This is a genomic window from Burkholderia sp. PU8-34 (assembly GCF_053427725.1).
The window spans coordinates 1-25,234 of the sequence record NZ_JBSAXC010000020.1 but is presented as its reverse complement, the minus strand read 5'-3'; the positions used below and the strand labels follow the sequence as shown (position 1 = coordinate 25,234).

The following is a 25,234-nucleotide window of genomic DNA, read 5'->3' as shown; positions in this document are numbered from 1 at the left end:
TCCTCCATGTCTCCTCTGATATGGATTCAGCCCGCCTCTGAGGCGGGCTTTTTTTTGCCCGTTTTTCCCCGGCCGCCGTCAGAACTTGTACGACATCGCGACGTAGCTGATGATCGGATCGGCCTTCAGGTCCGATTTCGACTCGGCCAGCGTCGTGCCGTCGGCCGCCTTGATCGTCACCGTCGACGTCGTTTTCAGCGGGATGTAGGTCACCGACGCGACGAGCCCGAAATGCTCGGTGATGTTGTACTGCAGGCCCGCGTTGAACACCGGCTGCCACGACGACGACGCCTTCGCCTCCACGGACGTCACGCCCGGCTTGCCCGCGCCCGCGGCGAGAATCGCGCCGAGGTTGTCCTGCGTCTGCTTGATGAAGTTCGTGTTGAGCTGCAGGTCGCTGAACCAGTTGTACGACACGCCGAGGCCGAGGAACGGCCGGAATCGTGCATTCGCCTGTGCGAAGTAGTACTGAAGGATCACGGCCGGGCTCCACTGGCGCACGCTCTTCACGATCGGGTTCACCGACGCGAGCCCGATGTTCTGCGTGCCGAGCGCACCGGCGGGGCCGGGCGGCTTGATCGTGCCTTCGCCCGACACCTTGAACACCGGCGGCACGCCGGCCACCGACGTCACTGCGATGTGGTCGGTCAGGAAGTGGCTGACCGTCAGGCCCACGGTGTCGGCGCCGCTCGTGCGCAGCCCGGTGCCCGGCGACGTGAACGACGGCGGCAGCCGCAGCGGCGTGTTGATCGGCGTCGGCGCGACGTTGGTCGTCATCGGCGTGCTGCTCTGCTGCGGCATCACGTGGAACCAGCCGAGCGTGACGACGTTGCTGCCGGCGCTCTGCGCGTGCGCCGCGACGGGCGCCAGCGCGACGGCGCCGGCCGCCGCGCACAGAAGGGTCTTGTTGATCACGGCTTCCCTCCGCTTACTGGACGAATGCGCCGATCGTGAAATACGGCGTCGAACTCGCGTTGTCGAGGAAGCCGAACACCCCGCCAGTAAAGATGAACTTGCCGGTCGGCGTCGTGCTGCCCGAGCCCGAGTGGACCGTGGTGACCGTGCCCGGCACCTTCTGCGTGTAGTCGAGGTCGAGCGGGGTCGCGAGCGACGCCTGCGACGGCTGGAACGGGTCGAGCAGCGTCGCCTGGTTGTTGATCAGCGCGGTGGTCCGATAGTTGAATGCGCTGTCGACGCCGATGTATTCGCCGTTCTGCGAGCCGACCGCGATCGCCGTCTGCGGCGCGAGGATCGAGATGCTCGACTCGTCGTCGGCGGTGAGGCCCGGCACGCCGTTGCTGTCGGGCGTCGGGTTCGGGTTCGCGACCCCGGTGCGCACGAGGATCGGCACGAGCTGGTTGCGCAGCTTGCCGACGATCATGAAGCCCTTGCCTTGCGGGAGCGTCGACAGCGTCGGCTTCAACTGGCTCTGGTAGTTGTTGGTCTGGAATGCGCCGCTACCGTCGGCCGACTGCGCGAGGTTCGTGCCAGGCTGGCGGCAACTGCCTGCGAACTGGCCGGTCGTGTCGCACTTGGTCCATGTGCCGTCCGCGTTGATCGTCACCGTCGCGTCGATCGATGCCGGCGCGAAGTTCTGCGACGGCACTTCGCCGAAGCCGACGTGGCTGTATTTGCCCGCGACGTTCGCGATATTCGTCTCGATCGACGAGAAGCCGATGAACGGGTAGTACGGGAACTTCGTGTCGGGCACCGCGGCCTGGCCGAGCACGCCGCCGAACTGGATCTCCTTGCCGGGGATCGTGCCGCCCGCGACGCCGTAGCCGACGAAAATGCGTGCCGGGCGCGTCGAATCGAGGCTCGCGCCGTTCAGGCGGAACGCGCACTGGTTGAGCTTGTTGGTCGGCAGCAGCGTTTCCTGCGTGAGCGTGCCGCTGTCGACGGTGCCCGCGCGCGTCGGCGTGACGGTGCCGGTCGTGCGCGGCACCGGCGATTCGACGTAGGTGACCTGCCAGGTCATCTTGGTCGTGTCGAGCTGGAGCTTCACGAGCTCGCCGCTGCCGGCGCCGCCCGTGTAGACGGTGCTGTAGTCCAGCGTGGCAGGGCACAGCCGGTCCTCGACGAGCGGCGGCGGATCGTCGCTCCCGCCGCCGCCGCATGCCGAAAGAAGGGGCGCGACGCATGCCGCCGCCAGAATGAGGTTCCGCTTCATGTTGCTCCTCCAGAATTTGTCTTGTGTGGCGGCCGGCTCCCTGTCGGCCGCTTCTTGGTTGTGCTTCGCCCTGCCGGCGCCGTGCCGGGCGCCTCGTTGCGGCGGCTTGCGCCGCCGCGTCGTCACCGCTTGAAGCCCGCTATTTGCTGATCTGCGCGCCCACGCCGAAGTAAGGTGCCGACGACGTGCTCGAATTCGCCGACGTCGACGTGACGCCGCCGTTCACGGTGCCCTGCACGAGCGCCGCGTACAGCCCGCCCGTGGCGATCATCACGCCCGATCCGGCCGCGTAGCTCGCGCCGCTCGGCGGCATCGTCGTCACGTTCAGCAGGCCCGGCGTCGACTGGCCGTAGTCCAGCGTGAAGCCGTCTTCCTCGGCTTGCGTCGTCGGGTTCACGAACGTGCCGTTCGCGCCGCGAATCAGTGCGGCTGTGTACTTGAAGTTCGAGTCCGCGCCCGCGTAGCCGCCGTCGATGCCGCCCGACGTGAGCGCCGTCGCCTTGCCGAGCACCGCGATGCCCGATTCGTCGTCGACCTTCGCGTCGGTGTGCAGCGCTGCGTCCGTGCCGAGATACACGCTGCCCGTGCGCACGATCACCGGCACCGTCGCGCCGTTCAACTGGCCGATCACCATGTGCGCGGTCGCCGACTTGCCGGTCGCGCCGATGATCGGCAGCTTCGTCTGCGGCAGGATCTGCGGTGCGTTCGTGCTGTCGAAGTAGCCGCCGTTCGCGCTCGTCGTCCACGGATTGCCGGTCGTCTCGCAGCCCGACGAGCCGGTCGATGTGCATGCACCGTTCGCATCGAACGTCTCGCTCGAGTTCGTGCCCTTCGTCGCATAGTTGCCGGACGGCACCAGGTGGTAGATCAGCGCGTTGTACGTGCCCGGCAGCTTCGTCAGGTCCGTCGTCGTGCTCGCGAAGCCGAGGAACGGATAGAAGTCGAAGTGGCGGTTCGGCACCTGACCGACGTTCTGGTAGAGCGGAATGCCGGCGACGGAAATCGTTAGCCCGTTGTACTGGATCGTCGCGCCCGGAATGCCGCCGCCCGCGACGCCCATGCCGATGAGCAGCATCGGCGGGTTCGACGGGTTGAAGTCGGCGGCCGTCGAATAGGCCGAGCCGTTGCCGGCCGTTCCCGTGCCGGGCGTGAAGATGAACGCGCAACGGGTCTGCTCGGCAGTCGGCAGCGTGCCGGTCGGCGGGTGCATGACCTTGCCGGTGATCGTCGTGCCGGCGCGCGTCGGCGTGACGGTGCCTGTCGTCAGCGGGATCGGCGACTCGAGCCACTTGAGCGTGTAGGTCATTGCGACCGCATCGATGTTGACGCTGACGATCTCGCCGCTACCGGCGCCGCCGAGATACGTGCTCTTCACGATGTCGGCGTCGGCCGGGCACAGCGAGCCGTTGACGGGCTGCGACGGCGGCGGCCCTTGCGTGCCGCAGCTCGAACCGGAACATTGGGGCGCTTCGATCGGGGCGGGCGAGCCGCCGGAATCCCCCCCACCACATGCAACCAGCAAAGGGGCGATGGCAAAGGCCGTTGCCACCCCCTTAGATAAGGCGTGCGACATGCCGCTGTCTCCAATCGTTTAATTGTGCGAGCTAATGTCGCTGCACGGATTTTTGCTGTCAATTGATGAACTCGTCTAAAAAAGACGATTGAAACAGCGCGCGTCGATTGAAGCCTTTCGGCAAGCGGATTTCAGTAAGAATTAAAACGTGGCGAAGGCTGCGGGGTGCCCCCGGGGTGGCCGCCACGCGACGCGCCCGGCAGGCTCGCCGCGTACGCGCGTATATCGGCAGCGTTTAAATCGGCGGTATCCGGTTTATCCCTATTCGGGATTGACTGGATAAAAATGTGGCGAATTAATTGGATGGCAATCGCGCAATGGAAAGCTTGTAAATTATTGTAAATGCGTGCGCGAATGGTGCTTTATTGCCAATCGAGGGTAAATAAAAAGCCGGCCAGCGGCCGGCTTTGCATCGCATGCGAGGATGGTCAGCGCTTGGGTCAGCGCTTGGGTCAGCGCTTGAGGCCCGTATCCTCGGCCACGCCGATGTTGAGGTTCATGCACTGGATCGCAGCGCCCGACGCACCCTTGCCGAGATTGTCGAGACGCGCGACGGTGACGAAGCGCTCTTCGTTGCCGAACACGAACAGGTCGACGCGGTTCGTGTCGTTGTTCGCCTGCACGTCGAAGAAGCCAGCGTCGAGGTTCTCGTCCGCATTGAACGGCGCGACGCGCACGAACGCTTCGTCCGCGTAGTACTCGGCGAAGATGCGCTGCACGTCCTGCGGCGTCGTACGCTTCGCGAGCTGTGCGGGCGTGAAGTACGTCGTCACCGCGAGACCCTTGAGGAACGGGCCGACGATCGGCGTGAAGATCGGCGCGGTCGCGAGGCCCGTGTGCGCGGCCATTTCCGGCAGGTGCTTGTGCGCGAGGCCGAGCGCGTACGGACGCGGGCTTGCGAGCTTGCTCGCCAGCGCGGGGTTCTCGTAGTCGGCGATCATCGACTTGCCGCCGCCGCTGTAGCCGGTGATCGAATGACTGTGCGCGGCGAACGCCGGCGCGACGACGCCGGCGTCGACGAGCGGACGCATCGCGAGCACGAAGGCCGACGCGTGGCAGCCCGGCACCGCGATGCGCTTCGACGTGCGGATCTTCTCGCGCTGCGTGCGTGCCAGTTCGGGCAGGCCGTAGGCCCAGTCCGGATTCGTGCGGAACGCGGTGCTCGCGTCGATCAGCGTGGTATCGGGGTTCTCGACGAGCGATGCCGACTCGCGCGACGCGACGTCGGGCAGGCACAGGAACGTGACGTTCGACGCGTTGATCAGGCGGCGGCGTTCGTCGACGTCCTTGCGCTTCGCTTCGTCGATGCGCAGGATTTCGATGTCGCTGCGTGCGGACAGGTATTCGAAGATCTTGAGGCCGGTCGTGCCTTCCTGGCCGTCGACAAAAACTTTGGTGCTCATCTCGCTCTCTCTGAAACGGGGCCACGGCGCTCGCACGCCGGAAAACAGCCATTTTAAGACGTCATGCGGCGGGCCTGCACCGCGCGGGGCGAAAAAAAGACGGCCCGCGGGCCGTCTTGTGTCCCTTTATCGTGGGAAGCGCTTCAGCGCGCGCCCGCGAGCCAGCGGGCCGTCGCGTCGGCGACGCGCTTGCCGAACGCCTTCGCGGTGTCGAGGTCGCCCGGCAGCGGCGCCTCGTCCGGCGACGCATCCGACGGCGACTGCGCGAGCAGGCCGGTGAAGCCGCCGACGAAGTTGATGTCGTTGCGCGTGGCCGACTTCGTGTTGGCCGGCATCAGGCCCGTGCCGACCCACACCATCCCATGCTGCATCGCGAGCGTGACGAAATATTGAATCGTCGAGAACTTGTCGCCGTTCATCGTCGCGGAGTTCGTGAAGCCCGCGGCGATCTTGTCCTTCCATTTCTGCGTGAACCACGCTTTCGACGTCGCATCGGCGAAGGTCTTGAACGGCGCCGACGGGCCGCCCATGTAGGTCGGCGCGCCGAAGACGATCGCGTCGGCCGCGTCGAGCGCGGCCCAGCCAGCGTCGTCGAGGTCGCCGACCGCAACGAGGCGCGCGTGCGCGCCGGTGTCCTGCATGCCGGCCTGCACGGCTTCGGCCAGTTTCTTCGTGTGACCGTAACCGCTGTGATAGACGATGACGATGTTCGACATGAAGCGTTCTCCGGAAAGAAGCGGGGGGCGGCCAGCGCGTGCTCGCCGCGTCGGGTGCCGGTGCGCGGCGATGTGCGGCGGATGGCGCAGCGCCCGGGCGTCGAGAGTCTAGCAAGGCGACATGATGCGAATGTGCACGAAACGCGACGCAGTGCGTTTTTTCGGCGAAGGCAATCGGGCCGCGCAGTGCAATGCGCGGCAACGCGCTTCGCCGCCCGGCTGCCGACGCGCGTGGGCGCTACTGTCCGTAGCTGACGGTGAGCGTGGCGGTGCCGAGCGTCTCCGTATCGATCTCGTGTTCGAACATCGGCGCCGGACGGCCCGGGCCGACCCGCAGGTCGGTGCCCTTCAGCGCGTAGACGGTGATCACGTAGCGATGCGGCTTGCCGGGTGGCGGGCAGGGGCCGCCGTAGCCGTCGATGCCGAAGTCGTTGCGCGCCTCGTTTGCGCCGATGCGCCGCAGGAAGCCCGATGCGCTTGCATCGGCGGGCAGGCTCGTGACGGTGGTCGGGATGACCGCGACGGCCCAGTGCCACCAGCCGTGGCCCGGCGCGTCCGGATCGAACATCGTGATCGCGTAGCCGCGCGTGCCGGGCGGCGGGTTGCGCCAGGACAGCTGCGGCGAGCGGTTCGCGCCCTTGCAGTCGCCGCGGTCGAACACCTGCGCGGCGGCGACCCGGCCGCCGGGCGTCAGGTCGCTGCTCGTGACGGTGAACGCGGTGTCAGCGTGTGCCGGCAGGCATGCGAAGCCGATGGCGCAAAGGAAGGCGAGGGCGAGCGGGGACGGGCAACGCGTTGACGCAGGCGGAGCGATCTGGCGACCCACACGCATATGGCGCTTCTCCCGTCACGTGGGCCGGGCCGCCGAGCCCGGCATCGTTGTTGTTGCGAAGGTGACTGCGGCGATGGGTCAAGTCTAGCATTAGGGTTCGATGAACGACGCAGGCAATGACGCATGATCGCGATCGGTTTCCCGGCGTGCGGGGGAGCCGCCGGCGGCGGGAGCCCGCAACGGCGGGCGAGACGCGCACGGACAGGCGGCGGCGCGGGCGAAAAAAAAGCCGCTCGCCGGATGGCGAGCGGCTCGTCGAGCCATGCGGCCGGCGTGTCCGCCGGCGCGGCATTACTCCTGGGCGCCCGTCGCGCCGCCGTGCGCAGCCGACCACTCGGCCGGCGCGTGCAGGAATTTCTCGACTTCGTCGAGCGTCTTCGTCTCGAAGTAGCCCGACGCCTTCGCGACGCGCAGCACGTCCCACCAGGTCGCGAGCGCGTGCAGGTCGACGTCGATGTCCTTCAGGACCGACACGCTTTCCTTGAAGATGTTGTAGTGGAACAGCACGAAGCAGTGGTTCACCGTCGCGCCCGCGGTGCGCAGCGCGTTGACGAAGTTGATCTTGCTGCGGCTGTCGGTCGTCAGGTCTTCCACGAGCAGCACGCGCGAGCCTTCTTCCAGATGGCCCTCGATCTGCGCGTTGCGGCCGAAACCCTTCGGCTTCTTGCGCACGTACTGCATCGGCAGCATCATCCGGTCGGCGATCCAGGCCGCGAACGGGATGCCGGCGGTTTCGCCGCCCGCCACCGCGTCGATCTGCTCGAAGCCGACATCGCGCAGGATCGTCGCTTCCGCCATTTCCATCAGGCCGCGGCGCACGCGCGGATACGAGATCAGCTTGCGGCAGTCGATGTAGACCGGGCTGGCCCAGCCGGACGTGAAGATGAATGGTTTCTCGGCGTTGAAGTGCACCGCCTGCACTTCGAGCAGGATTTTGGCGGTCGTGTCGGAGATCGTCTGACGATCGAAGCCTGTCATGGGCGTTCCTTGGATGGTGAGCGAGGAGCGGGCGCGGGCCCGGTGGCGCAGCAAGGGGAACCCGCCCGCGAGGGCCGGGGCGCGACCGGGGGACCGGCCGCATCGCTGCGCGCGTAGCCCGCTATTTTACCCGATTCGGGCCGGTTTTCGACGCCTTTGCGCGTGCTTGCCGGCGTGTACGGAACAGTCCGAAATAAACGGGGCTTGATCGGGTGGCGCCGCGAGGCTCGCGATGCGGCGACGCAGCAACGTTCGTCATGCGCGGGGTGTACACTAGGCGACCCTAGAATAATCGCTCAGTACTTTGTACTTTCCTCTTGCCACCCGCCGAGGTTCGATCGCGCGCCAATCCGGCGCGCAGCGGCCGTTGCAGTCGATTACCCCCTCGATCCACGCACACGCGGCTCAAGGTGCTGCGTACTGAGCACTCGCATTTCTCTTTCGCATGTCTCTCGCAGGTCAATCATGGACGAACAACTGAAGCAGGCAGCCCTCGCCTATCACCAGAACCCGAAACCCGGCAAGATTTCGGTCACGCCGACCAAGCCGCTGTCGAACCAGCTCGACCTGTCGCTCGCGTATTCGCCGGGCGTCGCGGCCGCGTGCGAGGCGATCCACGCGGATCCGCTCGATGCGCAGAAGTACACGTCGCGCGGCAACCTGGTCGGCGTCATCACGAACGGCACGGCGGTGCTGGGCCTCGGCAACATCGGCCCGCTGGCCGCGAAGCCGGTGATGGAAGGCAAGGGTTGCCTGTTCAAGAAATTCGCGGGCATCGACGTGTTCGACATCGAACTGTCGGAGTCGGACCCCGACAAGCTCGTCGACGCGATCGCGATGCTCGAGCCGACGCTCGGCGGCATCAACCTCGAGGACATCAAGGCGCCGGAATGCTTCTACATCGAGCAGAAGCTGCGCGAGCGGATGAAGATCCCCGTCTTCCACGACGACCAGCACGGCACCGCGATCATCGCGTCGGCCGCGATCCTGAACGGCCTGAAGGTGGTCGGCAAGACGATCGGTGAAGTGAAGCTCGTGTGCTCGGGCGCGGGCGCGGCGGCGATCGCGTGTCTCGACCTGCTCGTGAAGCTCGGCCTGAACAAGGCGAACGTGCTCGTGTGCGACTCGAAGGGCGTGATCTACGAAGGCCGCGGCAACCTCGATCCGTCGAAGCAGCGTTACGCCGTGACGACCGACGCGCGCACGCTCGGCGATGCGATCGTCGGCGCGGACGTGTTTCTCGGCTGCTCGAGCGCCGGCGTGCTGAAGCAGGACATGGTCAAGGCGATGGGCACCCGTCCGCTGATCCTCGCGCTCGCGAACCCGGAACCGGAAATCCGCCCGGAAGACGCGAAGGCTGCGCGCCCGGACGTGATCATCGCGACCGGCCGTTCGGACTACCCGAACCAGGTCAACAACGTGCTGTGCTTCCCGTTCATCTTCCGCGGCGCGCTCGACGTCGGCGCGACGACGATCACGGAAGAGATGAAGCTCGCGTGCGTGCGCGCGATTGCCGAGCTGGCCGAGGAAACCGACCAGAGCGAGGAAGTCGCGAAGGCGTATGAAGGCCATTCGCTCGAATTCGGCCCGGAATACCTGATTCCGAAGCCGTTCGATCCGCGCCTGATCATCAAGATCGCGCCGGCTGTCGCGCAAGCCGCGATGGATTCGGGCGTCGCGACGCGCCCGATCCTGGACATGGACGCGTATCGCGAGCAGCTCGGCGCGACCGTCTACCGCACCGGCATGGTGATGCGCCCGGTGTTCGCGACTGCGAAGAAGAAGCAGGCCCGCATCGTGTTCGCCGAGGGCGAGGACGAGCGCGTGCTGCGCGCCGCACAGTTCGTGCTGCAGGAGAAGATCGCGAAGCCGGTCATCGTCGGCCGTCCGTCGGTCGTCGAAATGCGTCTGCAGAAGATCGGCTCGAAGCTGAAGGCCGGCGTCGACTTCGAGATCGTCAATCCGGAAGACGACACCCGCTATCACCAGTACTGGGCGGCGTACCACGAGATCGGCGCGCGCGACGGCGTGACGCCGGAAGTCGCGAAGGCGGCGCTGCGCAAGTTCAACACGTTGATCGGCGCGATGCTCGTCCACCTGGGCGACGCGGACGGCATGATCTGCGGGATGATCGACACGTACCACAGCCACCTGAAGTTCATCGAGCAGGTGCTGGGCCGCGCGAAGGGCGCCGAGCACTACGCGGCGATGAACCTGCTGATGCTGCCGGGCCGCAACCTGTTCCTGTGCGACACGTACGTGAACGAAGAGCCGAGCGCCGAACAGCTCGCCGACATGACGATCCAGGCCGCGGCCGAGATCGAGCGCTTCGGCATCACGCCGAAGGCCGCGCTGCTGTCGAACTCGAACTTCGGCAGCGCGCCGTCGGCGTCGTCGCGCCGCATGGCCGAGGCCCGCAAGCAGATCGTCGCGCGCGCACCGCACCTCGAAGTCGACGGTGAAATGCACGGCGACGCGGCGCTGTCCGAAGTGGTCCGCAAGGCCGCGTTCCCGGGCACGACGCTGACGGGCGAAGCGAACCTGCTGATCATGCCGAACGTGGAAGCGGCGAACATCGCGTACAACCTGCTGAAGATGGTCGGCGGCGAAGGCGTGACGGTCGGCCCGTTCCTGCTCGGCGCGGCGAAGCCGGTCCACATCCTGACGCCGGCCGCGACCGTGCGCCGGATCATCAACATGACGGCTGTCGCTGCCGCGAACGTGAACACGAAGTAACGCGTTCGCGCTGACGGCGCGCCGCGCGGCTCGCGCGGTGCAAAACAAAACGCCACGGAACTTGCGTTCCGTGGCGTTTTTTCATGGCGAGCCGGTTATTGGGCCGCGTGCTGTGCCACCTTGTCGCGTCGGCCGGCGCGAACCGCGAGCGCGCCGCCGGCCCGGCAACCCGTCACGCGACCTGCTGCCGGCTCTGGCCGCCCGTCGGCGAACGCCACTGCGCGAGCAGCGTGTTCCACTTCTGGCGTACCGCGCGCAGGTTGTTCTCCTTCACGTGGCCGTAGCCGCGGATGCCGTCCGGCAGCGCCGCCAGTTCGAGCGCGAGCGGGCGGTTCGCGGCGTTCAGCTTGCCGACCAGCTCGCCGACCAGCGCCTCGTACTCGCCGATCAGCGCGCGCTCGGTGCGGCGCTCGTCGGTACGGCCGAACGGATCGAGCCCCGTGCCGCGCAGGACCTTCAGCTTCGCGAGCATCCGGAACGCGGACATCATCCACGGGCCGTACGCCTTCTTCACCAGATGGCCGTGCGCGTCCTTCTTCGCGAACAGCGGCGGCGCGAGGTGGAACTTGAGCTTCCAGTCGCCTTCGAATTGCGCGGACACGCGGGCGAGGAACGCCGGATCGGATTGCAGCCGCGCGACCTCGTATTCGTCCTTGTACGCCATCAGCTTGAACAGGTTGCGCGCGACCGCCTCGGTCAGCGGTTCCTGCGCGGTATCGCCGTCCGCCAGCGCACGCTCGGCGGTGCGCACCTTGTCGACGAAGGCTGCATAGCGCGACGCATACGCGGCGTTCTGGTACGCGGTCAGGAACTCGACGCGTTTCGCGATCAGCGCGTCGACCGACTTCTTCGTGTGCAGCGCGATCACCGTTGCGCCGGCCTGCGCGGCACGCGCATCGCCGGCCGCGGCCTGCTGCACGCTCGCGAGATCGTGGGCGGCGCGGCGGCCCCAGTCGAAGGCCGCTCGGTTCTTGTCGACCGACACGGCGTTCAGCTCGATCGCGCGTTCGAGCGACGCGAGCGTGAGCGGCAGCCAGCCCTTCTGCCACGCGTAGCCGAGCACGAACGGGTTCGTGTAGATCGCGTCGCCGAGCAGCGCGACCGCGAAGCGGTTCGCGTCGACGACATCGACCGCATCACCTGCCGCCGCGCGGATGTCCTGCTCCGCGGACAGGCCCGGGAACGACCAGTTCGGGTTCTTGATGAACTCGGCGGTCGGCGTCTTCGCGCTGTTGACGACCACGCGCGTCGCGTCGTGCCGCATCCGCGACGTGCATTCGTCGCCGGCCGTGACGAGCGCGTCGCAGCCGATCACGAGGTCCGCCTCGCCCATCGCGATCCGCGTCGCGTGGATGTCGGTCGGCGCGTGCGAGATCTGCACGTGGCTCATCACGGCGCCGCCCTTCTGCGCGAGGCCGGTGACGTCGAGCACGGTCACGCCCTTGTTTTCGAGGTGCGCGGCCATGCCGAGCAGCGCGCCGATCGTGACGACGCCCGTGCCGCCGACGCCCGTGACGAGCACGCCGTACGCGCGGTCGATCGCCGGCAGCGCCGGTTCGGGGATCGGCGGGAGCGTGCTGCCGTCGACCGACACGGCCTTCGGCTTCTTCAGCTGGCCGCCTTCGACCGTCACGAAGCTCGGGCAGAAGCCCTTCACGCACGAGAAGTCCTTGTTGCAGCTCGACTGGTTGATCTGGCGCTTCGTGCCGAATTCGGTTTCCAGCGGCTCGACGGACAGGCAGTTCGACTGCACCGAGCAGTCGCCGCAGCCTTCGCACACCGCGTCGTTGATCACGACGCGCTTGGCCGGGTCCGGATACGTGCCGCGCTTGCGGCGGCGGCGCTTCTCGGTCGCGCAGGTCTGGTCGTAGACGAGGATCGTCGTGCCTTCGATCTCGCGCAGCTCGCGCTGCACGTCGTCGAGCTGGTCGCGGTGATGGATCGTGACGCCCGGCGCGAGCAGCGACTTCGTGTCGTCGTATTTCTCCGGTTCGTCGGTGACGATCACGATCTTCTTCGCGCCTTCGGACGCGAGCTGGTGCGTGATCTGCGGCACGGTCAGCACGCCGTCGACCGGCTGGCCGCCCGTCATCGCGACCGCGTCGTTGTACAGGATCTTGTAGGTGATGTTCGCCTTCGACGAGATCGCCGCGCGCACCGCAAGCAGGCCCGAGTGGAAGTAGGTGCCGTCGCCGAGGTTCGCGAACACGTGCTTCTCGTTCGTGAACGGCGCCTGGCCGATCCACGGCACGCCTTCGCCGCCCATCTGGCTGAACGTGCTCGTGCTGCGGTCCATCCACACGGTCATGTAGTGGCAGCCGATCCCGGCGATCGCGCGCGAGCCTTCCGGCACGTTGGTCGACGTGTTGTGCGGGCAGCCCGAGCAGAACCACGGCTTGCGCTCGGCCGTCACGTGCGGCTTCGCGAGCGCGGTTTCCTTCGCGTGGATCACCGCGAGCCGCGCGGCGATGCGCGCGCGCACGTCGGACGGCAGCTCGAACTTGTCGAGGCGCGTCGCGATCGCCTTCGCGATGATCGCGGGCGACAGCTCGTAGTGCGCGGGCAGCAGCCAGTTGCCCATCGGCACCGACCATTCGCCGCCGGCGCCGTCCTTCTCGTCGAACTTGCCGAACACGCGCGGGCGCTGCGTGTCGGGCCAGTTGTACAGCTCTTCCTTGATCGCGTATTCGAGGATCTGACGCTTTTCCTCGACGACGAGGATTTCGTCGAGGCCGCGCGCGAATGCCTGCGCGCCCTGCGCTTCGAGCGGCCACACGCAGCCGACCTTGTACAGGCGGATGCCGATGCGCGCGCAGGTTTCGTCGTCGAGGCCGAGATCGGTCAGCGCCTGGCGGACGTCGAGGTACGCCTTGCCGCCCGTCATGATGCCGAAGCGCGCATGCGGCGAATCGATCTCGATGCGGTCGAGCTTGTTCGCGCGCACGTAGGCGAGCGCCGCGTACCACTTGTAGTCGAGCAGGCGCGCTTCCTGCACGAGCGGCGGATCGGGCCAGCGGATGTTCAGGCCGCCGTCCGGCATGATGAAGTCGGTCGGCAGCACGATCTCGGTGCGATGCGGGTCGATGTCGACCGATGCCGACGATTCGACGACGTCGGTCACGCACTTGAGCGCGACCCACAGGCCCGAATAGCGGCTCATCGCCCAGCCGTGCAGGCCGAAGTCGAGGTATTCCTGCACGTTCGACGGGAACAGCACCGGCAGGCCGCAGGCCTTGAAGATGTGTTCGGACTGGTGCGCGAGCGTCGACGATTTCGCCGCGTGGTCGTCGCCGGCGAGCACGAGCACGCCGCCGTGCTGCGACGAGCCGGCCGAGTTCGCATGCTTGAACACGTCGCCGGTGCGGTCGACGCCCGGACCCTTGCCGTACCACATGCCGAACACGCCGTCGTGCTTCGCGCCGGGGAACAGGTTCACCTGCTGCGAGCCCCATACGGCGGTGGCGGCGAGGTCTTCGTTGAGGCCGGGCTGGAAAACGATCTGGTGGGCGGACAGGTGCTTCTTGGCCTTCCACAGCGACTGGTCGAGACCGCCGAGCGGGGAGCCGCGATAACCGGAGATGAAGCCGGCGGTGTTCAGGCCGGCGGCGCGGTCGCGTTCCTGCTGGAGCATCGGCAGGCGCACGAGGGCCTGGATGCCGCTCATGTACGCGCGGCCACGTTCGAGCGTGTATTTGTCGTCAAGCGTGACGGACTTCAGCGCGGCTTCCAGCGACGCGCGTTGGCCTGCGTCTAGCGGGGCATTCATTGATCAGTCTCCTCCACCCACAGTTTGGGATCACCAAAACTTCGATCGCGTCGGCATCTTGTGGACGCGTCGGCAGTGGCCGGCATATTGGCCGGTTTTCGCCGATGGTAGCACTGGGATAAACCCGCCGCTTATCGTCAGAATTGCCGGGTGGCACCGCGCGATGAGAAGGAATGACGCGTTACAGCATGTAAAAGCATGTAAAGCCGCTCACTTCGTCGAGCAACTGGAATTAATCTATGCGGCCTGCCGGAGGTGCCCGCTGGCGTCGATTGTCATGACGAAAGCGGGGAGGCGCCGGCAGTTCAAATGGAGGTGCCAATGAACACACGTCATATCCAGAGTTTCCTGATCGTGTCCGCCGCGTTCTTCGCGATGACCGGCCCGGTGCATGCGCAAGGTGCGAGTGCACTGGCGGCAGCCGGCGCGCGGATGCGCCAGATCGCGCCGGCGCAGCACGCCGTCGCACAGCCGTCGTACGCGCGCGTGGCCGCGCCGGGGGCGAACGCGCGTTGATTCGATCGTGTGGCCGTCCGGCCGCACCAACGCAAAAAGGGCGGGAATCTTTCGATTCCCGCCTTTTTTCATTGACCGGACACCCGCGCGGGCGGTGCGTCCGTGACCTGCGTCAGCGCTTGTCCGTCAGGCTTTGTCCTGCACGACGCCGCGGCGGATCTGGTCGAGTTCGATCGATTCGAACAGCGCCTTGAAGTTGCCTTCGCCGAAGCCCTGGTTGCCTTTGCGCTGGATGATCTCGAAGAAGATCGGCCCGATCTGGTTTTCGGTGAAGATCTGCAGCAGCAGATCGTCGCGTGCGCCGTCGATCAGGATCTTGCGCTTCTTGAGCTCGTCGAGCGGCTCGCCGTGGTTCGGCACGCGGCGGTCGACGAGTTCGTAATACGTGTCGATCGTGTCGAGCAGCTTCACTTCCTTGGCGCGCAGGCCGTCGACCGCGCGATAGATGTCCGATGCGCCGAGCGCGATGTGCTGGATGCCTTCGCCGTGATACGCGTCGAGGTATTCCTGGATCTGGCCGGCCGTCTCCGAGCCTTCCTCGTTGATCGGAATGCGGATCTTGCCGCACGGCGACGTCATCGCCTTCGACTTCACGCCGGTGACCTTGCCCTCGATGTCGAAGTAGCGCACTTCGCGGAAATTGAACAGGCGCTCGTAGAACTCCGCCCATTCCTGCATGCGGCCGCGGTGCACGTTGTGCGTCAGGTGGTCGATGTACGTGAGGCCGTGGCCGACCGGGTTCGGGTTCGCGCCCGGGATCGGCTCGAAGTCGACGTCATAGATGCTGATGTCGCCGATCGCGCCCGGCTGCGCGCCGTTCTTGCCGCGCCAGCGGTCGACGAAGTAGATCAGCGAATCGCCGATGCCCTTGATCGCCGGAATGTTCAGCTCCATCGGGCCCGTCTTGTTGTCGAAGCCCCATGCGCCGAGTTCGAGCGCGTGCTTGTAGGCCTTCGCGGCGTCCTGCACGCGGAATGCGATCGCGCAGATCGACGGGCCGTGCAGGCGCGCGAAGCGCTGCGCGAACGAGTCCGGCTCGGCGTTGATGATGAAGTTGATGTCGCCCTGGCGGTACACCGTCACGTCCTTGTGACGATGGCGCGCGATCGCGGTGAAGCCCATCCGTTCGAACAGCTGGCCGAGCGCCTTCGGGTCCGGCGCGGTGTATTCGATGAATTCGAAGCCGTCGGTGCCGACGGGATTGTCCCAGGTGGGGATCTGCATGTATGTCTCCAATATCGACCGGCGTCGGCGCTTGCGCGCGCACTCCGGTTCCATGCCGAGGGTGAAGCGCGCCGCGACGCGCGCGATGAATCAGTGCGTGCGACAAAGTGTAGCGGTCGAGGCGGAGCGGAAACTTGCGAACTTGATTGCGCGTGACTACGATGGCGCAATTTACAGTCTCAAATTTACGTGTTGGAGGCAGAAGATGGCGCAGGTCGAATTGGATGCCATCGACCGGCGGATTCTCGCGATTCTTCAGGAGAACGGGCGCCTGTCGAACCAGGAGATCGCCGAACGGGTGAACCTGTCGCCGAGCCCGTGCCTGCGGCGGATCCGGCGCCTCGAGGAGATCGGCGTGATCACCGGCTACGTCGCGCTTTTGGATCCGCAGAAGCTCGGGCTCGACCTGCTCGCGTACGTGAGCGTGCGGCTCGAGAAGCGGGGCGGGCTCGCGCCGGTTCGCGTCGACGAGACGTCGGCGCGCGCCGGTGCGACCCATGCGGAGCTGTTCCGCGCGGCGGTGCAGGCGTGGCCGGAAGTGGTGGCCTGTCATGCGATGACGGGCGACATGGATTACCTGCTGCGGGTGCAGGTCGAGGACATGGCGCATTTCTCGCGTTTCGTGCAGGAGCAACTGCTGCACCATCCGTCGGTGATCGACGTGAAGACGAGTTTCTCGCTCGAATGCTTCAAGGAAACGACCGCGCTGCCGATCCGCACGACGCGGTAGCGTGTGGTGGGGCACGGGCGGCGGGGTGGAAGGTGCGCGCACACTTGCGGCACGCAACGACGCAACGACGCAACGACGCAACGACGCAACGACGCAACGACGCAACGACGGCGTCGACGTGCGCCTGACATGCGCCTGACATGAGCCTGACATGCGCCTGACATGCGGCGGGATCGACGGTCGTGAACGGCGGGGAGGTTGCGGGCAGTCCCGCGAAGGAACCGGGCGCGCCGCGCGGGCTCGTGGCCCGGGCGGACGCGGCCCGATCGGCCGGTTTCAGGCCGGTGTTACGCCGTCAGCGCGACGGGCATCAGCGATTCGATGAACTTCGACGTGCGGCGCGCCTGGCGCTTCATCGCGTAGTCGAACACCGCGGCCTGTTCCTGCAGCATCTCGGCGATGATCGTCGAGTGGTCGGCGGGCTGCAGCGACAGGTACGCATCGGCTTCGCCGTACGCATACTCGATCCGCATCCCGGACTTCTTCGCGATGTGCATCATCGTCGCGTTGCGCGACAGGCAATGCATGTACAGCATCGTCACGTGCGTGTTGCGGCTGCGGATCGCCGCGCGCTCGAACAGCTTCGTGCCGACGCCGCGGCCGCGCGCGCTTTCGAGCACCGACACGCCGAATTCGGCGGTGCGCTTGTCGCCTTCGGCCGGCAGGTAGGCCAGGTGGCCGACGCCGATCAGCTCGAGCTCATGGTCGAACACACCGAATACGGTGTCGCGGCCGAAGTCGATCGTGCGGACGTAGTTCTCGATCACGTGGTCGGGCACCATCTGGCCGAAGCGCAGCAGGCGGTCCTCTTCGTCGAGCGAGAGAAAGTGGGTGAGCATCTGCTCACGGTCTTTGGAAGCCAGTTCCCTGACGAGAACCGGCGCAGCACCGGCGGTGCCGACGACATCGGCATGGCCGTGAATATGCGTGTTCATCGTGGGTTCCTCAATGTGTGACCGTACAGCGGGTTGTGCAACGCAGCAGCATTGTACCCGACCGCAGGCCTCCGGATTGGGGAAAACCCGAATGCGATTTCGAGGGGAAATTCTAAAGGTGCTTAATTTTGCGTGCAAGCCTCTGATTTTTAATGATTTTAAAATTGGTCATATGAAAAGCGCGGCAGCCTGACGCAGTGTTTCCATCGCGCAACGCATGCTGCTCCGCCGCAATCAGGCCGGCGAAGACAGCCCCCGCTCGATCATGCCGATCACCTGCTCGGCGAAGTCCCGGTAGCCGAGGCGCCCGCCAGGCTTGAGCCACGTGAAGGTCCAGTTGATCATCCCGAACACCATCATCGTCACCGACGTCTGGTTCTCCTTCGAGATGTGCTCCGGATACGCACGGGCGAGCTGGCGCGCAAAGGCCGCGACGATGTCGCGCTGGCGGTCGAGGACGATCTCGCGTTGCGCGTCCTCGAGGTATTTCACGTCGTTGAGCAGCGCGACATGGCGGCTGTGCGACGTCTCGTATTCGGTGAGGAACGCGCGCACCAGCTCGGCGAACGCCTCGCGCTCGGTGAGGCCGCGCCGCTGGCTCGTGCCTTCGACCTCGGCGATGATCAGCATCAGCCGCTTCGTGTAGCGGTCGAGCAGGTCGAACAGGATCGCTTCCTTGCTCTCGTAATAGTGGTAGAGGCGTGCCTTCGACGTGCCGCTCGCGGTGGCGAGATCGGACATCGACGTGCTCGGGTAGCTCGTCTGCGCGAACTTTTCGGCGGCGAGATCGAGGATCTGCTCGCGCTGGGATTCGTGATCGGGGGCTCGGGTGCGGGCCATGGTCGAATGCGGATTAACGGTGCGGCGCGGCGGCGCGGGCCGCGCGCACCTGCGTGGAATGAAGGTCGACGGTGTCGTCCTGCAGCTCGAGGCGGCCGGCGACGGCCAGTTCGCGGCACCGCCACAGCGCGATCGAATCGCTGACGAACAGGCCGCCGCGATCGGCGCCGGCCATCACGCTGCCGGCAAGACGTTGCGCCGGCAGCCAGTCGCCGTCCGCGTGCGCGAGGATCTGCGCGTCGAGATCGGCATAGTGGCCGCTCTTGATCGTATTGCTGACCCAATAGCGGAGTTCGGCATCGAGGTGCTTGGCCTCCTGCCATTCAAGCGCGAGCCGGCCGATGCGCAGCACCGAGATCGGCGCGGCTTCCGGCCGCTTCGCGCGCAGTTGTGCCGGCGAGAACATGCCGGTCGCGCATGCGTGGTCGGCGCGCGGCGATGCGGCGCCGAGATCGGCCTCCGACAGCCGCACCTCGTTCAGGCGCTGCGGCACGTTGCGCAGATGGTAGGCGACGCGCCGCAGCAGCAGCTTGTCGCCGACGCTCGGCGCGTGCCAGACGACCACCTGGCCGGTGTCCATCGCGAGCAGGTCGAGGCGCGCGAATTCGCGCTCGACTTCCGCCTTCCAGTCGGGGATCTGGTCGCCGAGCACGCGCTGCCAGAATGCGGCGCGGACTTCCGGCGTCTCGTCGACGCCCTTGAGGGGCCCGACGGCGAGGTCGTCGAGCAATCCGACGACGCGCTCGTCGCGTCCGGCTTCCGCGAGCGCTTCGCTGAGCGACGCGGCGGCGGTGCCGCCCTGAATCACGTGAATGGTACTCATCGGCCTGTCGTCAACAAAGGAAAAACCGCCGGCCGGCCGGACGCAGGATGGTCCGGCCGGCGGGCGGCCCCTAGTGTAAGCGAGATGTGTGACGCGAGAAACCGTTAGGCCGGTCGGCGCGGGACAGCGTGCGGACCGGCGCGACGACGCTCAGCGCTCGTCGTAGCTGACCACGACCTTGTCGCTGACCGGGTGGCACTGGCAGGTGAGCACGAAACCGTCCTTCACCTCCTGCTCCTCGAGCGTGTAGTTCTTCTCCATCCGCACTTCGCCCTCGAGCACCTTCGCGCGGCACGTGCAGCACACGCCGCCCTTGCACGCGTACGGCAGCGAGAGTCCGGCGCGCAGGCCGACGTCGAGCAGGCTCACGCCTTCGTACGGCAGGCGCAGCTTGCGCTTCTTGCCGTCGAGGACGATCTCGAGGTCGGCGGCGGGCGTGTCGTCGGTGATCTCGACCACCGGCACGCCGGCCTGCGGCAGCGGCGTGCCGAAGCGCTCGACATGGATCTTCGCCTGCGGCAAGCCGGCCGCCTTCAGCGCGGCTTCCGCCGCATCCATCATCGGCGCGGGGCCGCAGATGAACGCCTCGTCGATCGCGTCGGCCGGCATCAGCGTGTCGAGGAACGCCGCGCACTTCGCCTGGTCGAGCACGCCGTTGAACAGCTCGACGTCCTGGATATCGTCGGACAGCACGTGATACAGCACGAAGCGGTTCATGTAGCGGTTCTTCAGGTCCTCGAGCTCCTCCGCGAACATGATCGCGTCGACGCTGCGGTTCCCGTAGATCAGCGTGAACGTGCTGCGCGGCTCGAGCTCGAGCGTCGTCTTCACGATCGCGAGCACGGGCGTGATGCCCGAGCCGCCGGAGAACGCGACGTACTGCTTGCCGTGCTCAGCGTTCAGGTGCGTGAAGAAGCGGCCGTCCGGCGTCATCACGTCGATCGTGTGGCCGGGCTTCAGCGTGTCGAACGCGAAGTTCGAGAAGCGCCCGCCACGCACGCGCTTGATGCCGATGCGCAATTCGCCGTCGCGGTCGTAGTCGGTCGTGCCGACGCAGATCGAGTACGAGCGGCGCGTTTCTTCGCCGTCGATGTGGGTTTTCAGCGTGACGAACTGGCCTTGCGTGAAGCGGTACGCGTCGCGCAGCTCGGGCGGGATCTCGAACGAGACGGTCACGGCGTCGGCGGTCTCGGGCCGCACGTCGCGGATACGCAGCGGATGAAATTGCGGGGTCGTCGACCCCCGCCGGGCCGCCCCGAGCGATGGATCTGCTTCCGGGGGATGGGGGGGCTGCGCCCCCCCAAGCGAACAAAGTGAGCGTGGGGGTTGTTTCATCTCAGTAAGGTTTGAAGTAGTCGAAGGGTTCGCGGCAGTCGACGCAGCGATAAAGCGCCTTGCAGGCCGTCGACGCGAATTGCGCGAGGCGCTCGGTGCGCGCGGAGCCGCAGCGCGGGCAGACGGGCGCCGCGACCGGCCGCGGCATGAAGCGCACGACGTTTTCACGTGGCGCGGCGCTGCCGCACTGGCCGACCGGCGGCGCGATGCCGTACGCGCGCAGCTTGTCGCGCGCTTCCTGCGTGATCCAGTCGGTCGTCCACGCCGGCGCGAGCACCGTCTCGATCCGGTGCGGCGGCAGGTCGGCCTGCTGCATCGCGGCGGCGATGTCCTCGGCGATCTGCGACATCGCCGGACAGCCCGAGTAAGTCGGCGTGATCACGACCTCGAGCTGGCCGTCGTCCGCACGCCGGACGTCGCGCAGGATGCCCAGCTCGCGGATCGACACGACGGGGATTTCGGGATCGGGCACCGCTTCCAGCACTTCCCACGCGCGCGCGAGCAGCGGATCGGCATGGTGCGGGGCGGTGGCGCGGGGCGCGGCGGTCGGGACGGACATCGTGGGGCTCCGGTGAGTCGTCGCGTTACCAGGTCGCGCCGGGGTGCTGGCGCGCGAGGCTCTGCATTTCGGCGAGCAGGTAGCCCATATGTTCCGAGTGCTCGCCCTGCTTGCCGGTCGTGATGTGCTGCACGGGCGCCGGCAGCACGAGCGTGGCTTCGGCGAGCGCTTCGTCGACGTCCGCGCGCCACGCCGCTTCGAGCGACGCCGGCGCCGGGCCGACGCGCCGTGCGGCGACCGCGTCGTCGACCGGGTCCGCCGCGAAGAATTCGCGCGTGTACGGGATCAGATAGTCGAGCGCAGCCTGCGCGCGGCGATGTGATTCGTCGGTGCCGTCGCCGAGGCGCACGAGCCATTCGCGTGCGTGATGCACGTGATAGCGGGTTTCCTTCACCGATTTCGCGGCGATCGCGGCGAGCGTCGCGTCTTCCGACGTTTCGAGCGCGGTCCATACATGCAGCATCAGCATCGTGTACAGGAAATTGCGCACGATCGTCACCGCGTAGTCCTTGTCGGCGTGCGCGGTGCCGGACACCGGGCCATAGTGCGGCAGTTCGGCGAGCGTGAAGTTCGCGAACTCGCGCTCGGTGCGGAAGTACGCGTAATCGTTCTCGGTCTTCGCCGCGCCGTTGAGCTGGCGCTCGAGGTCGGCCGCGTGCGTGTACAGCATGCGCGCCTGGCCGATGAGGTCGAGGCTCATGTTGGTGAGCGCGATGTCTTCTTCGAGAATCGGACCGTGGCCGCACCATTCGGCGTTGCGCTGACCGAGGATCAGCGCGTTGTCCGCGAGGCGCAGCACGTAGGAGAGGTGTTCGGGCGTGATCGTCATGGCGCGGGCCGTTACATGTGGTTGACTTCGTCGGGCAGCGTGTAGAACGTCGGGTGACGGTAGATCTTGTCGCCCGCCGGCTCGAACAGCTCGGCCTTCTCGTTCGGATCCGACGCGGTGATCGCCGACGACGGCACCACCCAGATGCTCACGCCTTCCTGGCGGCGCGTGTAGACGTCGCGCGCCATGCGCAGCGCCATCGACGCGTCGGCCGCGTGCAGGCTGCCGCAATGCTTGTGGTCGAGGCCCTGCTTGCTGCGCACGAACACTTCCCAGATCGGCCATTCCTTGTTCATCACTTTCTCCTGTCGGCCAGAGCAGGCGCTTCGGCGCCCGCTCCAGTCCCATGCAATGTTGAATTCGATGTGTGCCGGCGCCGCAGGGCGCCGCCGGCGCGTGCCGCTCAGGCGGCGTGTTGTTCGGCGCGCGCGCGACGCTTCGCTTCGTGCGCGAGCGCGGCTTCTCGCACCCATGCGCCGTCGTCGTGCGCCTTCACGCGGGTCGCGAGGCGCTCCTTGTTGCACGGGCCGTCGCCGTTGACGACGCGCCAGAATTCTTCCCAGTCGATCGTGCCGTAGTCGTGGTGGCCGCGCGCCTCGTTCCACTTCAGGTCGGGGTCGGGCAGCGTCACGCCGAGCACCTTCGCCTGGTCGACCGTCGCGTCGACGAACTTCTGCCGCAGGTCGTCGTTCGTGATCCGCTTGATGCCCCACTTGGCCGACTGGTTGCTATGCACGGAATCGGCGTCGCTCGGACCGAACATCATCAGCACCGGCCACCACCAGCGGTTCACGGCCTGCTGGACCATCGCGCGCTGCGCGTCGCTGCCCTTCATCATCGACATCAGCGCGTCGAAGCCCTGACGCTGGTGGAACGACTCTTCCTTGCACACGCGGATCATCGCGCGCGCATACGGGCCGTACGTGCAGCGGCACAGCGGGATCTGGTTCATGATCGCGGCGCCGTCGACGAGCCAGCCGATCACGCCGACGTCGGCCCAAGTCGGCGTCGGGTAGTTGAAGATGCTCGAATACTTGGCCTTGCCGGCAAGCAGCGCGTCGATCAGCGAGTCGCGCGACACGCCGAGCGTTTCGGCCGCGCTGTACAGATAGAGGCCGTGACCCGCTTCGTCCTGCACCTTCGCGAGCAGGATCGCCTTGCGCTTGAGGCTCGGCGCGCGCGAGATCCAGTTGCCTTCCGGCAGCATGCCGACGACTTCCGAATGCGCGTGCTGCGAAATCTGGCGGATCAGCGTCTTGCGATAGGCGTCGGGCATCCAGTCCTGCGGCTCGATCTTGCCGTCCGCGGCCATGACCGCGTCGAACCGCGCCTGCTCGGGTGACTCGGCTGCGGCGTCGAGCGGGGCGACGTTGCCGGGGATGTCGAGGGATTGCGTGTACATGGCGAGACTCTCGTCCGGTTGAATGTGTGCGCAGTATAAGCCAACCGACCGGTCGGTTAATAAATTATTTTGGCGATTCGGCAAGTGATGCGGGTAAACGAGAGGAGAATGCCCGGCCGTTTTACGGGGACGGAGCTGGTGGCATGCGGAGCGCGTGCGCTTCTGCGGCACAATGCCCGCTTTCCGATGAGGATTTTGCCGATGTCATTTAGAAGCAGTCTTGCCGCGGCCGTGCTGGGTGCGTCCGTTCTCCTGTCGCCGCCCGGAGCTGTGGCCGCGTCTGCGGAATGGGTCGCCGCGTGGGCGACCGCGTTGCAGCCGATTCCCGACCTGGCTGCGCCGCCGCCGCTTTACCGTGCGCCCGACGTGGCCGGCAGGACTGTGCGTCAGGTCGTTTATCCGACGGTCGCCGGGCGGGCGGCGCGTATTCGCGTGAGCAACGCGTATGGACGCGCACCGCTGGTGATCGAGTCGGCGAGCCTCGCCCGGGCGGCTGACGGCGCCGCGCTGGCGGATGGTGCTGCAGCGCCGATCCGATTCGGCGGCAAGGCGTCGATCGCGTTGGCGCCGGGTCAGGAGATCGAGAGCGACCCGGTCGCGATCGACGTGGCGGCCGGGCGGCCGTATGCCGTGTCTCTCTATATGGGCGCCAGTCAGCGGATGACGGTGTGGCATCGGGTATCGAACCAGCTGAACTATGTGTCGGCGGCGGGCGATTACACGAAAGACGCGAGAGCTGCCGCGTTCCGGACCCGCTTTACCCAATACGCGTGGGTCACCGAACTGGCAGTCGAGGGTGGTGCGGCGCGGGCGAGCGTTGCCGCGATCGGCGATTCGATCACGGACGGGCTGCGCTCGAGCCTGAATCGGAATAGCCGCTGGCCGGACGCGCTCGCACGCCGGCTGGGCGCGTCGGGCGCGGATGCGCTCGGCGTGGTGAATCTCGGGATCAGCGGCAACCGGCTGCTTAGCGATTCGGCGTGCTACGGCACCGCGCTCCAGTCCCGTTTCGAGCGGGACGCGCTGGCGCGCTCCGGTGTAAAGGCCGTGATCCTGCTGATCGGCATCAATGACATCAACTTCGCGGCGATGCCGCCTCGTGCCGGCCTCGACTGCGACAACCCGCATACGCAGGTCACGGCGGAATCGCTGATCGGCGGTTATCGGCGGCTGATCGACGCTGCGCATCGCCAGGGGGTGAAGGTCTTCGGCGCGACACTAACGCCGGCGGCGCTGCCCGCCGGGCGCGAAGCGCTGCGGCTGGAGGTGAACCGCTGGATCCGGGGTGGTGGCGCGTTCGACGGCGTGGTCGATTTCGATCAGGCGCTGCGCGACCCGGCGCGCCCGAGTGCCCTGCAGCGTCGCTACGATAGCGGCGACGGTATTCACCCGAGTGATGCGGGCTATGCCGCGATGGCCGAGGCTGTTCCGGTCGAGCGGCTGCAGGCGGCGGTAGCAGGGAAGTGATGCGTCATCGGCAACTCGCTCTCGCGCTTCTCTAGCTCCTCTATATGTAGAAGGACGCGAATCGGCTGCGCGTGCAGCGACGCCCGATACATCTGCAAAAAGCCCCCGTGCGCGGCAGCGCACGGGAGCTGTAAAATTTATTTCACCAACCCCCTTGCGCTCGGCGCGGGAGCTGCCTAGAATCACGCCTCTTTCGCGCTGACGGCAACGCCGGGGCGGAAGAGGGGGAGCGAAGCGGTGTGGGTGTCTTGTTTGGGATGCCGGCGTCGCCGAGAAAGATGAACCCCGCAGTCGCAACGCTGTAGTAAAAAAGTTGTTGACGAACTGCGAAACAGCGTTCATAATTCCGCTTCTCTGCTGCTGACAACGCAGCGCTGCTGAGAAAGAAGTTCTTCTCGCG

The 25,234-nt window shown here is 66.6% G+C and carries 21 protein-coding genes; 4 read left to right on the top strand and 17 right to left on the bottom strand.

Going from position 1 to position 25,234, the window contains the following annotated elements:
* Window positions 1-78: 78 nt before the first annotated feature.
* The 7 genes from ACV22Z_RS31025 to ACV22Z_RS30995 form a co-directional block, all read right to left on the bottom strand.
* On the bottom strand, window positions 79-912 hold the full coding sequence (locus tag ACV22Z_RS31025) for an OmpW/AlkL family protein (protein ID WP_448080128.1): 834 nt from the start codon (window positions 910-912) through the stop codon (window positions 79-81).
* Between the two features lie 16 nt (window positions 913-928).
* The gene (locus ACV22Z_RS31020; RefSeq protein WP_448080062.1) at window positions 929-2,170 is read right to left on the bottom strand and encodes a DUF2957 domain-containing protein; all 1,242 of its coding nucleotides are present in this window, start codon (window positions 2,168-2,170) and stop codon (window positions 929-931) included.
* Window positions 2,171-2,309: 139 nt separating this feature from the next.
* Complete coding sequence (locus tag ACV22Z_RS31015) at window positions 2,310-3,743, bottom strand: DUF2957 domain-containing protein (protein ID WP_448080061.1); 1,434 nt, start codon at window positions 3,741-3,743, stop codon at window positions 2,310-2,312.
* 452 nt (window positions 3,744-4,195) lie between these two features.
* A complete protein-coding gene (argC, locus tag ACV22Z_RS31010; protein ID WP_448080060.1) occupies window positions 4,196-5,146 on the bottom strand; it encodes an N-acetyl-gamma-glutamyl-phosphate reductase in 951 nt (316 codons plus the stop codon).
* A gap of 143 nt (window positions 5,147-5,289) precedes the next feature.
* Window positions 5,290-5,862, bottom strand: a complete 573-nt coding sequence (locus tag ACV22Z_RS31005; RefSeq protein ID WP_448080059.1) for a flavodoxin family protein — start codon at window positions 5,860-5,862, stop codon at window positions 5,290-5,292.
* A 238-nt stretch (window positions 5,863-6,100) separates the two neighbouring features.
* Entirely contained in the window at window positions 6,101-6,694 is a 594-nt protein-coding gene (locus tag ACV22Z_RS31000) for a YbhB/YbcL family Raf kinase inhibitor-like protein (protein WP_448080058.1), read from the bottom strand.
* Window positions 6,695-6,985: 291 nt separating this feature from the next.
* Entirely contained in the window at window positions 6,986-7,672 is a 687-nt protein-coding gene (locus ACV22Z_RS30995; protein WP_124598787.1) for an orotate phosphoribosyltransferase, read from the bottom strand.
* Window positions 7,673-8,137: 465 nt separating this feature from the next.
* Between ACV22Z_RS30995 and ACV22Z_RS30990 the strand changes: the two genes are divergently transcribed.
* Complete coding sequence (locus ACV22Z_RS30990; protein WP_448080057.1) at window positions 8,138-10,408, top strand: NADP-dependent malic enzyme; 2,271 nt, start codon at window positions 8,138-8,140, stop codon at window positions 10,406-10,408.
* A gap of 172 nt (window positions 10,409-10,580) precedes the next feature.
* Here the strand turns inward: ACV22Z_RS30990 and ACV22Z_RS30985 are convergent, their stop codons facing one another.
* Window positions 10,581-14,174 (bottom strand): indolepyruvate ferredoxin oxidoreductase family protein, encoded by a 3,594-nt coding sequence (locus ACV22Z_RS30985; protein WP_448080056.1) that lies wholly within the window; start codon window positions 14,172-14,174, stop codon window positions 10,581-10,583.
* 321 nt (window positions 14,175-14,495) lie between these two features.
* Between ACV22Z_RS30985 and ACV22Z_RS30980 the strand changes: the two genes are divergently transcribed.
* Window positions 14,496-14,690, top strand: a complete 195-nt coding sequence (locus tag ACV22Z_RS30980; RefSeq protein ID WP_448080055.1) for a hypothetical protein — start codon at window positions 14,496-14,498, stop codon at window positions 14,688-14,690.
* A gap of 126 nt (window positions 14,691-14,816) precedes the next feature.
* Here ACV22Z_RS30980 and hppD read toward each other — a convergent pair whose 3' ends face one another.
* On the bottom strand, window positions 14,817-15,914 hold the full coding sequence (gene hppD, locus ACV22Z_RS30975; protein ID WP_448080054.1) for a 4-hydroxyphenylpyruvate dioxygenase: 1,098 nt from the start codon (window positions 15,912-15,914) through the stop codon (window positions 14,817-14,819).
* Window positions 15,915-16,119: 205 nt separating this feature from the next.
* On the opposite strand from hppD, the gene ACV22Z_RS30970 reads away from it, so the two are divergent.
* A complete protein-coding gene (locus ACV22Z_RS30970; RefSeq protein WP_448080053.1) occupies window positions 16,120-16,644 on the top strand; it encodes an Lrp/AsnC family transcriptional regulator in 525 nt (174 codons plus the stop codon).
* A gap of 287 nt (window positions 16,645-16,931) precedes the next feature.
* On the opposite strand, the gene ACV22Z_RS30965 is transcribed toward ACV22Z_RS30970, so the two are convergent.
* From ACV22Z_RS30965 to paaA, 8 genes are all read right to left on the bottom strand, one after another.
* Window positions 16,932-17,579 carry a GNAT family N-acetyltransferase gene (locus ACV22Z_RS30965; RefSeq protein WP_448080052.1) on the bottom strand — a complete coding sequence of 216 codons (648 nt, stop codon included), beginning with the start codon at window positions 17,577-17,579 and terminating at the stop codon, window positions 16,932-16,934.
* Window positions 17,580-17,813: 234 nt separating this feature from the next.
* Complete coding sequence (locus tag ACV22Z_RS30960) at window positions 17,814-18,419, bottom strand: TetR/AcrR family transcriptional regulator (RefSeq protein ID WP_448080051.1); 606 nt, start codon at window positions 18,417-18,419, stop codon at window positions 17,814-17,816.
* Window positions 18,420-18,432: 13 nt separating this feature from the next.
* Window positions 18,433-19,242 carry a DUF1835 domain-containing protein gene (locus tag ACV22Z_RS30955; RefSeq protein ID WP_448080050.1) on the bottom strand — a complete coding sequence of 270 codons (810 nt, stop codon included), beginning with the start codon at window positions 19,240-19,242 and terminating at the stop codon, window positions 18,433-18,435.
* A gap of 150 nt (window positions 19,243-19,392) precedes the next feature.
* A complete protein-coding gene (gene paaE, locus ACV22Z_RS30950; protein ID WP_448080127.1) occupies window positions 19,393-20,457 on the bottom strand; it encodes a 1,2-phenylacetyl-CoA epoxidase subunit PaaE in 1,065 nt (354 codons plus the stop codon).
* Between the two features lie 121 nt (window positions 20,458-20,578).
* Window positions 20,579-21,136 (bottom strand): 1,2-phenylacetyl-CoA epoxidase subunit PaaD, encoded by a 558-nt coding sequence (gene paaD / locus ACV22Z_RS30945; protein WP_448080049.1) that lies wholly within the window; start codon window positions 21,134-21,136, stop codon window positions 20,579-20,581.
* Between the two features lie 25 nt (window positions 21,137-21,161).
* Window positions 21,162-21,965 carry a 1,2-phenylacetyl-CoA epoxidase subunit PaaC gene (paaC, locus tag ACV22Z_RS30940; protein WP_448080048.1) on the bottom strand — a complete coding sequence of 268 codons (804 nt, stop codon included), beginning with the start codon at window positions 21,963-21,965 and terminating at the stop codon, window positions 21,162-21,164.
* Between the two features lie 11 nt (window positions 21,966-21,976).
* Window positions 21,977-22,261 carry a 1,2-phenylacetyl-CoA epoxidase subunit PaaB gene (gene paaB, locus ACV22Z_RS30935; RefSeq protein WP_010092957.1) on the bottom strand — a complete coding sequence of 95 codons (285 nt, stop codon included), beginning with the start codon at window positions 22,259-22,261 and terminating at the stop codon, window positions 21,977-21,979.
* A gap of 107 nt (window positions 22,262-22,368) precedes the next feature.
* Window positions 22,369-23,367 carry a 1,2-phenylacetyl-CoA epoxidase subunit PaaA gene (paaA, locus tag ACV22Z_RS30930; protein ID WP_448080047.1) on the bottom strand — a complete coding sequence of 333 codons (999 nt, stop codon included), beginning with the start codon at window positions 23,365-23,367 and terminating at the stop codon, window positions 22,369-22,371.
* A 201-nt stretch (window positions 23,368-23,568) separates the two neighbouring features.
* Here paaA and ACV22Z_RS30925 point away from each other — a divergent pair, with 201 nt between their 5' ends.
* A complete protein-coding gene (locus ACV22Z_RS30925) occupies window positions 23,569-24,834 on the top strand; it encodes an SGNH/GDSL hydrolase family protein (RefSeq protein WP_448080126.1) in 1,266 nt (421 codons plus the stop codon).
* Window positions 24,835-25,234: the final 400 nt, after the last annotated feature.

Excerpts from the sequence above, each read along its gene's own strand:
- ACV22Z_RS31020 (WP_448080062.1), bottom strand. The coding sequence starts at position 2,170 with ATGAAGCGGAACCTCATTCTGGCGGCGGCATGCGTCGCGCCCCTTCTT.
- ACV22Z_RS31015 (WP_448080061.1), bottom strand. The coding sequence starts at position 3,743 with ATGTCGCACGCCTTATCTAAGGGGGTGGCAACGGCCTTTGCCATCGCC.
- argC (WP_448080060.1), bottom strand. The coding sequence starts at position 5,146 with ATGAGCACCAAAGTTTTTGTCGACGGCCAGGAAGGCACGACCGGCCTC.
- ACV22Z_RS31005 (WP_448080059.1), bottom strand. The coding sequence starts at position 5,862 with ATGTCGAACATCGTCATCGTCTATCACAGCGGTTACGGTCACACGAAG.
- ACV22Z_RS31000 (WP_448080058.1), bottom strand. The coding sequence starts at position 6,694 with ATGCGTGTGGGTCGCCAGATCGCTCCGCCTGCGTCAACGCGTTGCCCG.
- ACV22Z_RS30995 (WP_124598787.1), bottom strand. The coding sequence starts at position 7,672 with ATGACAGGCTTCGATCGTCAGACGATCTCCGACACGACCGCCAAAATC.
- ACV22Z_RS30990 (WP_448080057.1), top strand. The coding sequence starts at position 8,138 with ATGGACGAACAACTGAAGCAGGCAGCCCTCGCCTATCACCAGAACCCG.
- ACV22Z_RS30985 (WP_448080056.1), bottom strand. The coding sequence starts at position 14,174 with ATGAATGCCCCGCTAGACGCAGGCCAACGCGCGTCGCTGGAAGCCGCG.
- ACV22Z_RS30980 (WP_448080055.1), top strand. The coding sequence starts at position 14,496 with ATGAACACACGTCATATCCAGAGTTTCCTGATCGTGTCCGCCGCGTTC.
- hppD (WP_448080054.1), bottom strand. The coding sequence starts at position 15,914 with ATGCAGATCCCCACCTGGGACAATCCCGTCGGCACCGACGGCTTCGAA.
- ACV22Z_RS30970 (WP_448080053.1), top strand. The coding sequence starts at position 16,120 with ATGGCGCAGGTCGAATTGGATGCCATCGACCGGCGGATTCTCGCGATT.
- ACV22Z_RS30965 (WP_448080052.1), bottom strand. The coding sequence starts at position 17,579 with ATGAACACGCATATTCACGGCCATGCCGATGTCGTCGGCACCGCCGGT.
- ACV22Z_RS30960 (WP_448080051.1), bottom strand. The coding sequence starts at position 18,419 with ATGGCCCGCACCCGAGCCCCCGATCACGAATCCCAGCGCGAGCAGATC.
- ACV22Z_RS30955 (WP_448080050.1), bottom strand. The coding sequence starts at position 19,242 with ATGAGTACCATTCACGTGATTCAGGGCGGCACCGCCGCCGCGTCGCTC.
- paaD (WP_448080049.1), bottom strand. The coding sequence starts at position 21,136 with ATGTCCGTCCCGACCGCCGCGCCCCGCGCCACCGCCCCGCACCATGCC.
- paaC (WP_448080048.1), bottom strand. The coding sequence starts at position 21,965 with ATGACGATCACGCCCGAACACCTCTCCTACGTGCTGCGCCTCGCGGAC.
- paaB (WP_010092957.1), bottom strand. The coding sequence starts at position 22,261 with ATGAACAAGGAATGGCCGATCTGGGAAGTGTTCGTGCGCAGCAAGCAG.
- paaA (WP_448080047.1), bottom strand. The coding sequence starts at position 23,367 with ATGTACACGCAATCCCTCGACATCCCCGGCAACGTCGCCCCGCTCGAC.
- ACV22Z_RS30925 (WP_448080126.1), top strand. The coding sequence starts at position 23,569 with ATGTCATTTAGAAGCAGTCTTGCCGCGGCCGTGCTGGGTGCGTCCGTT.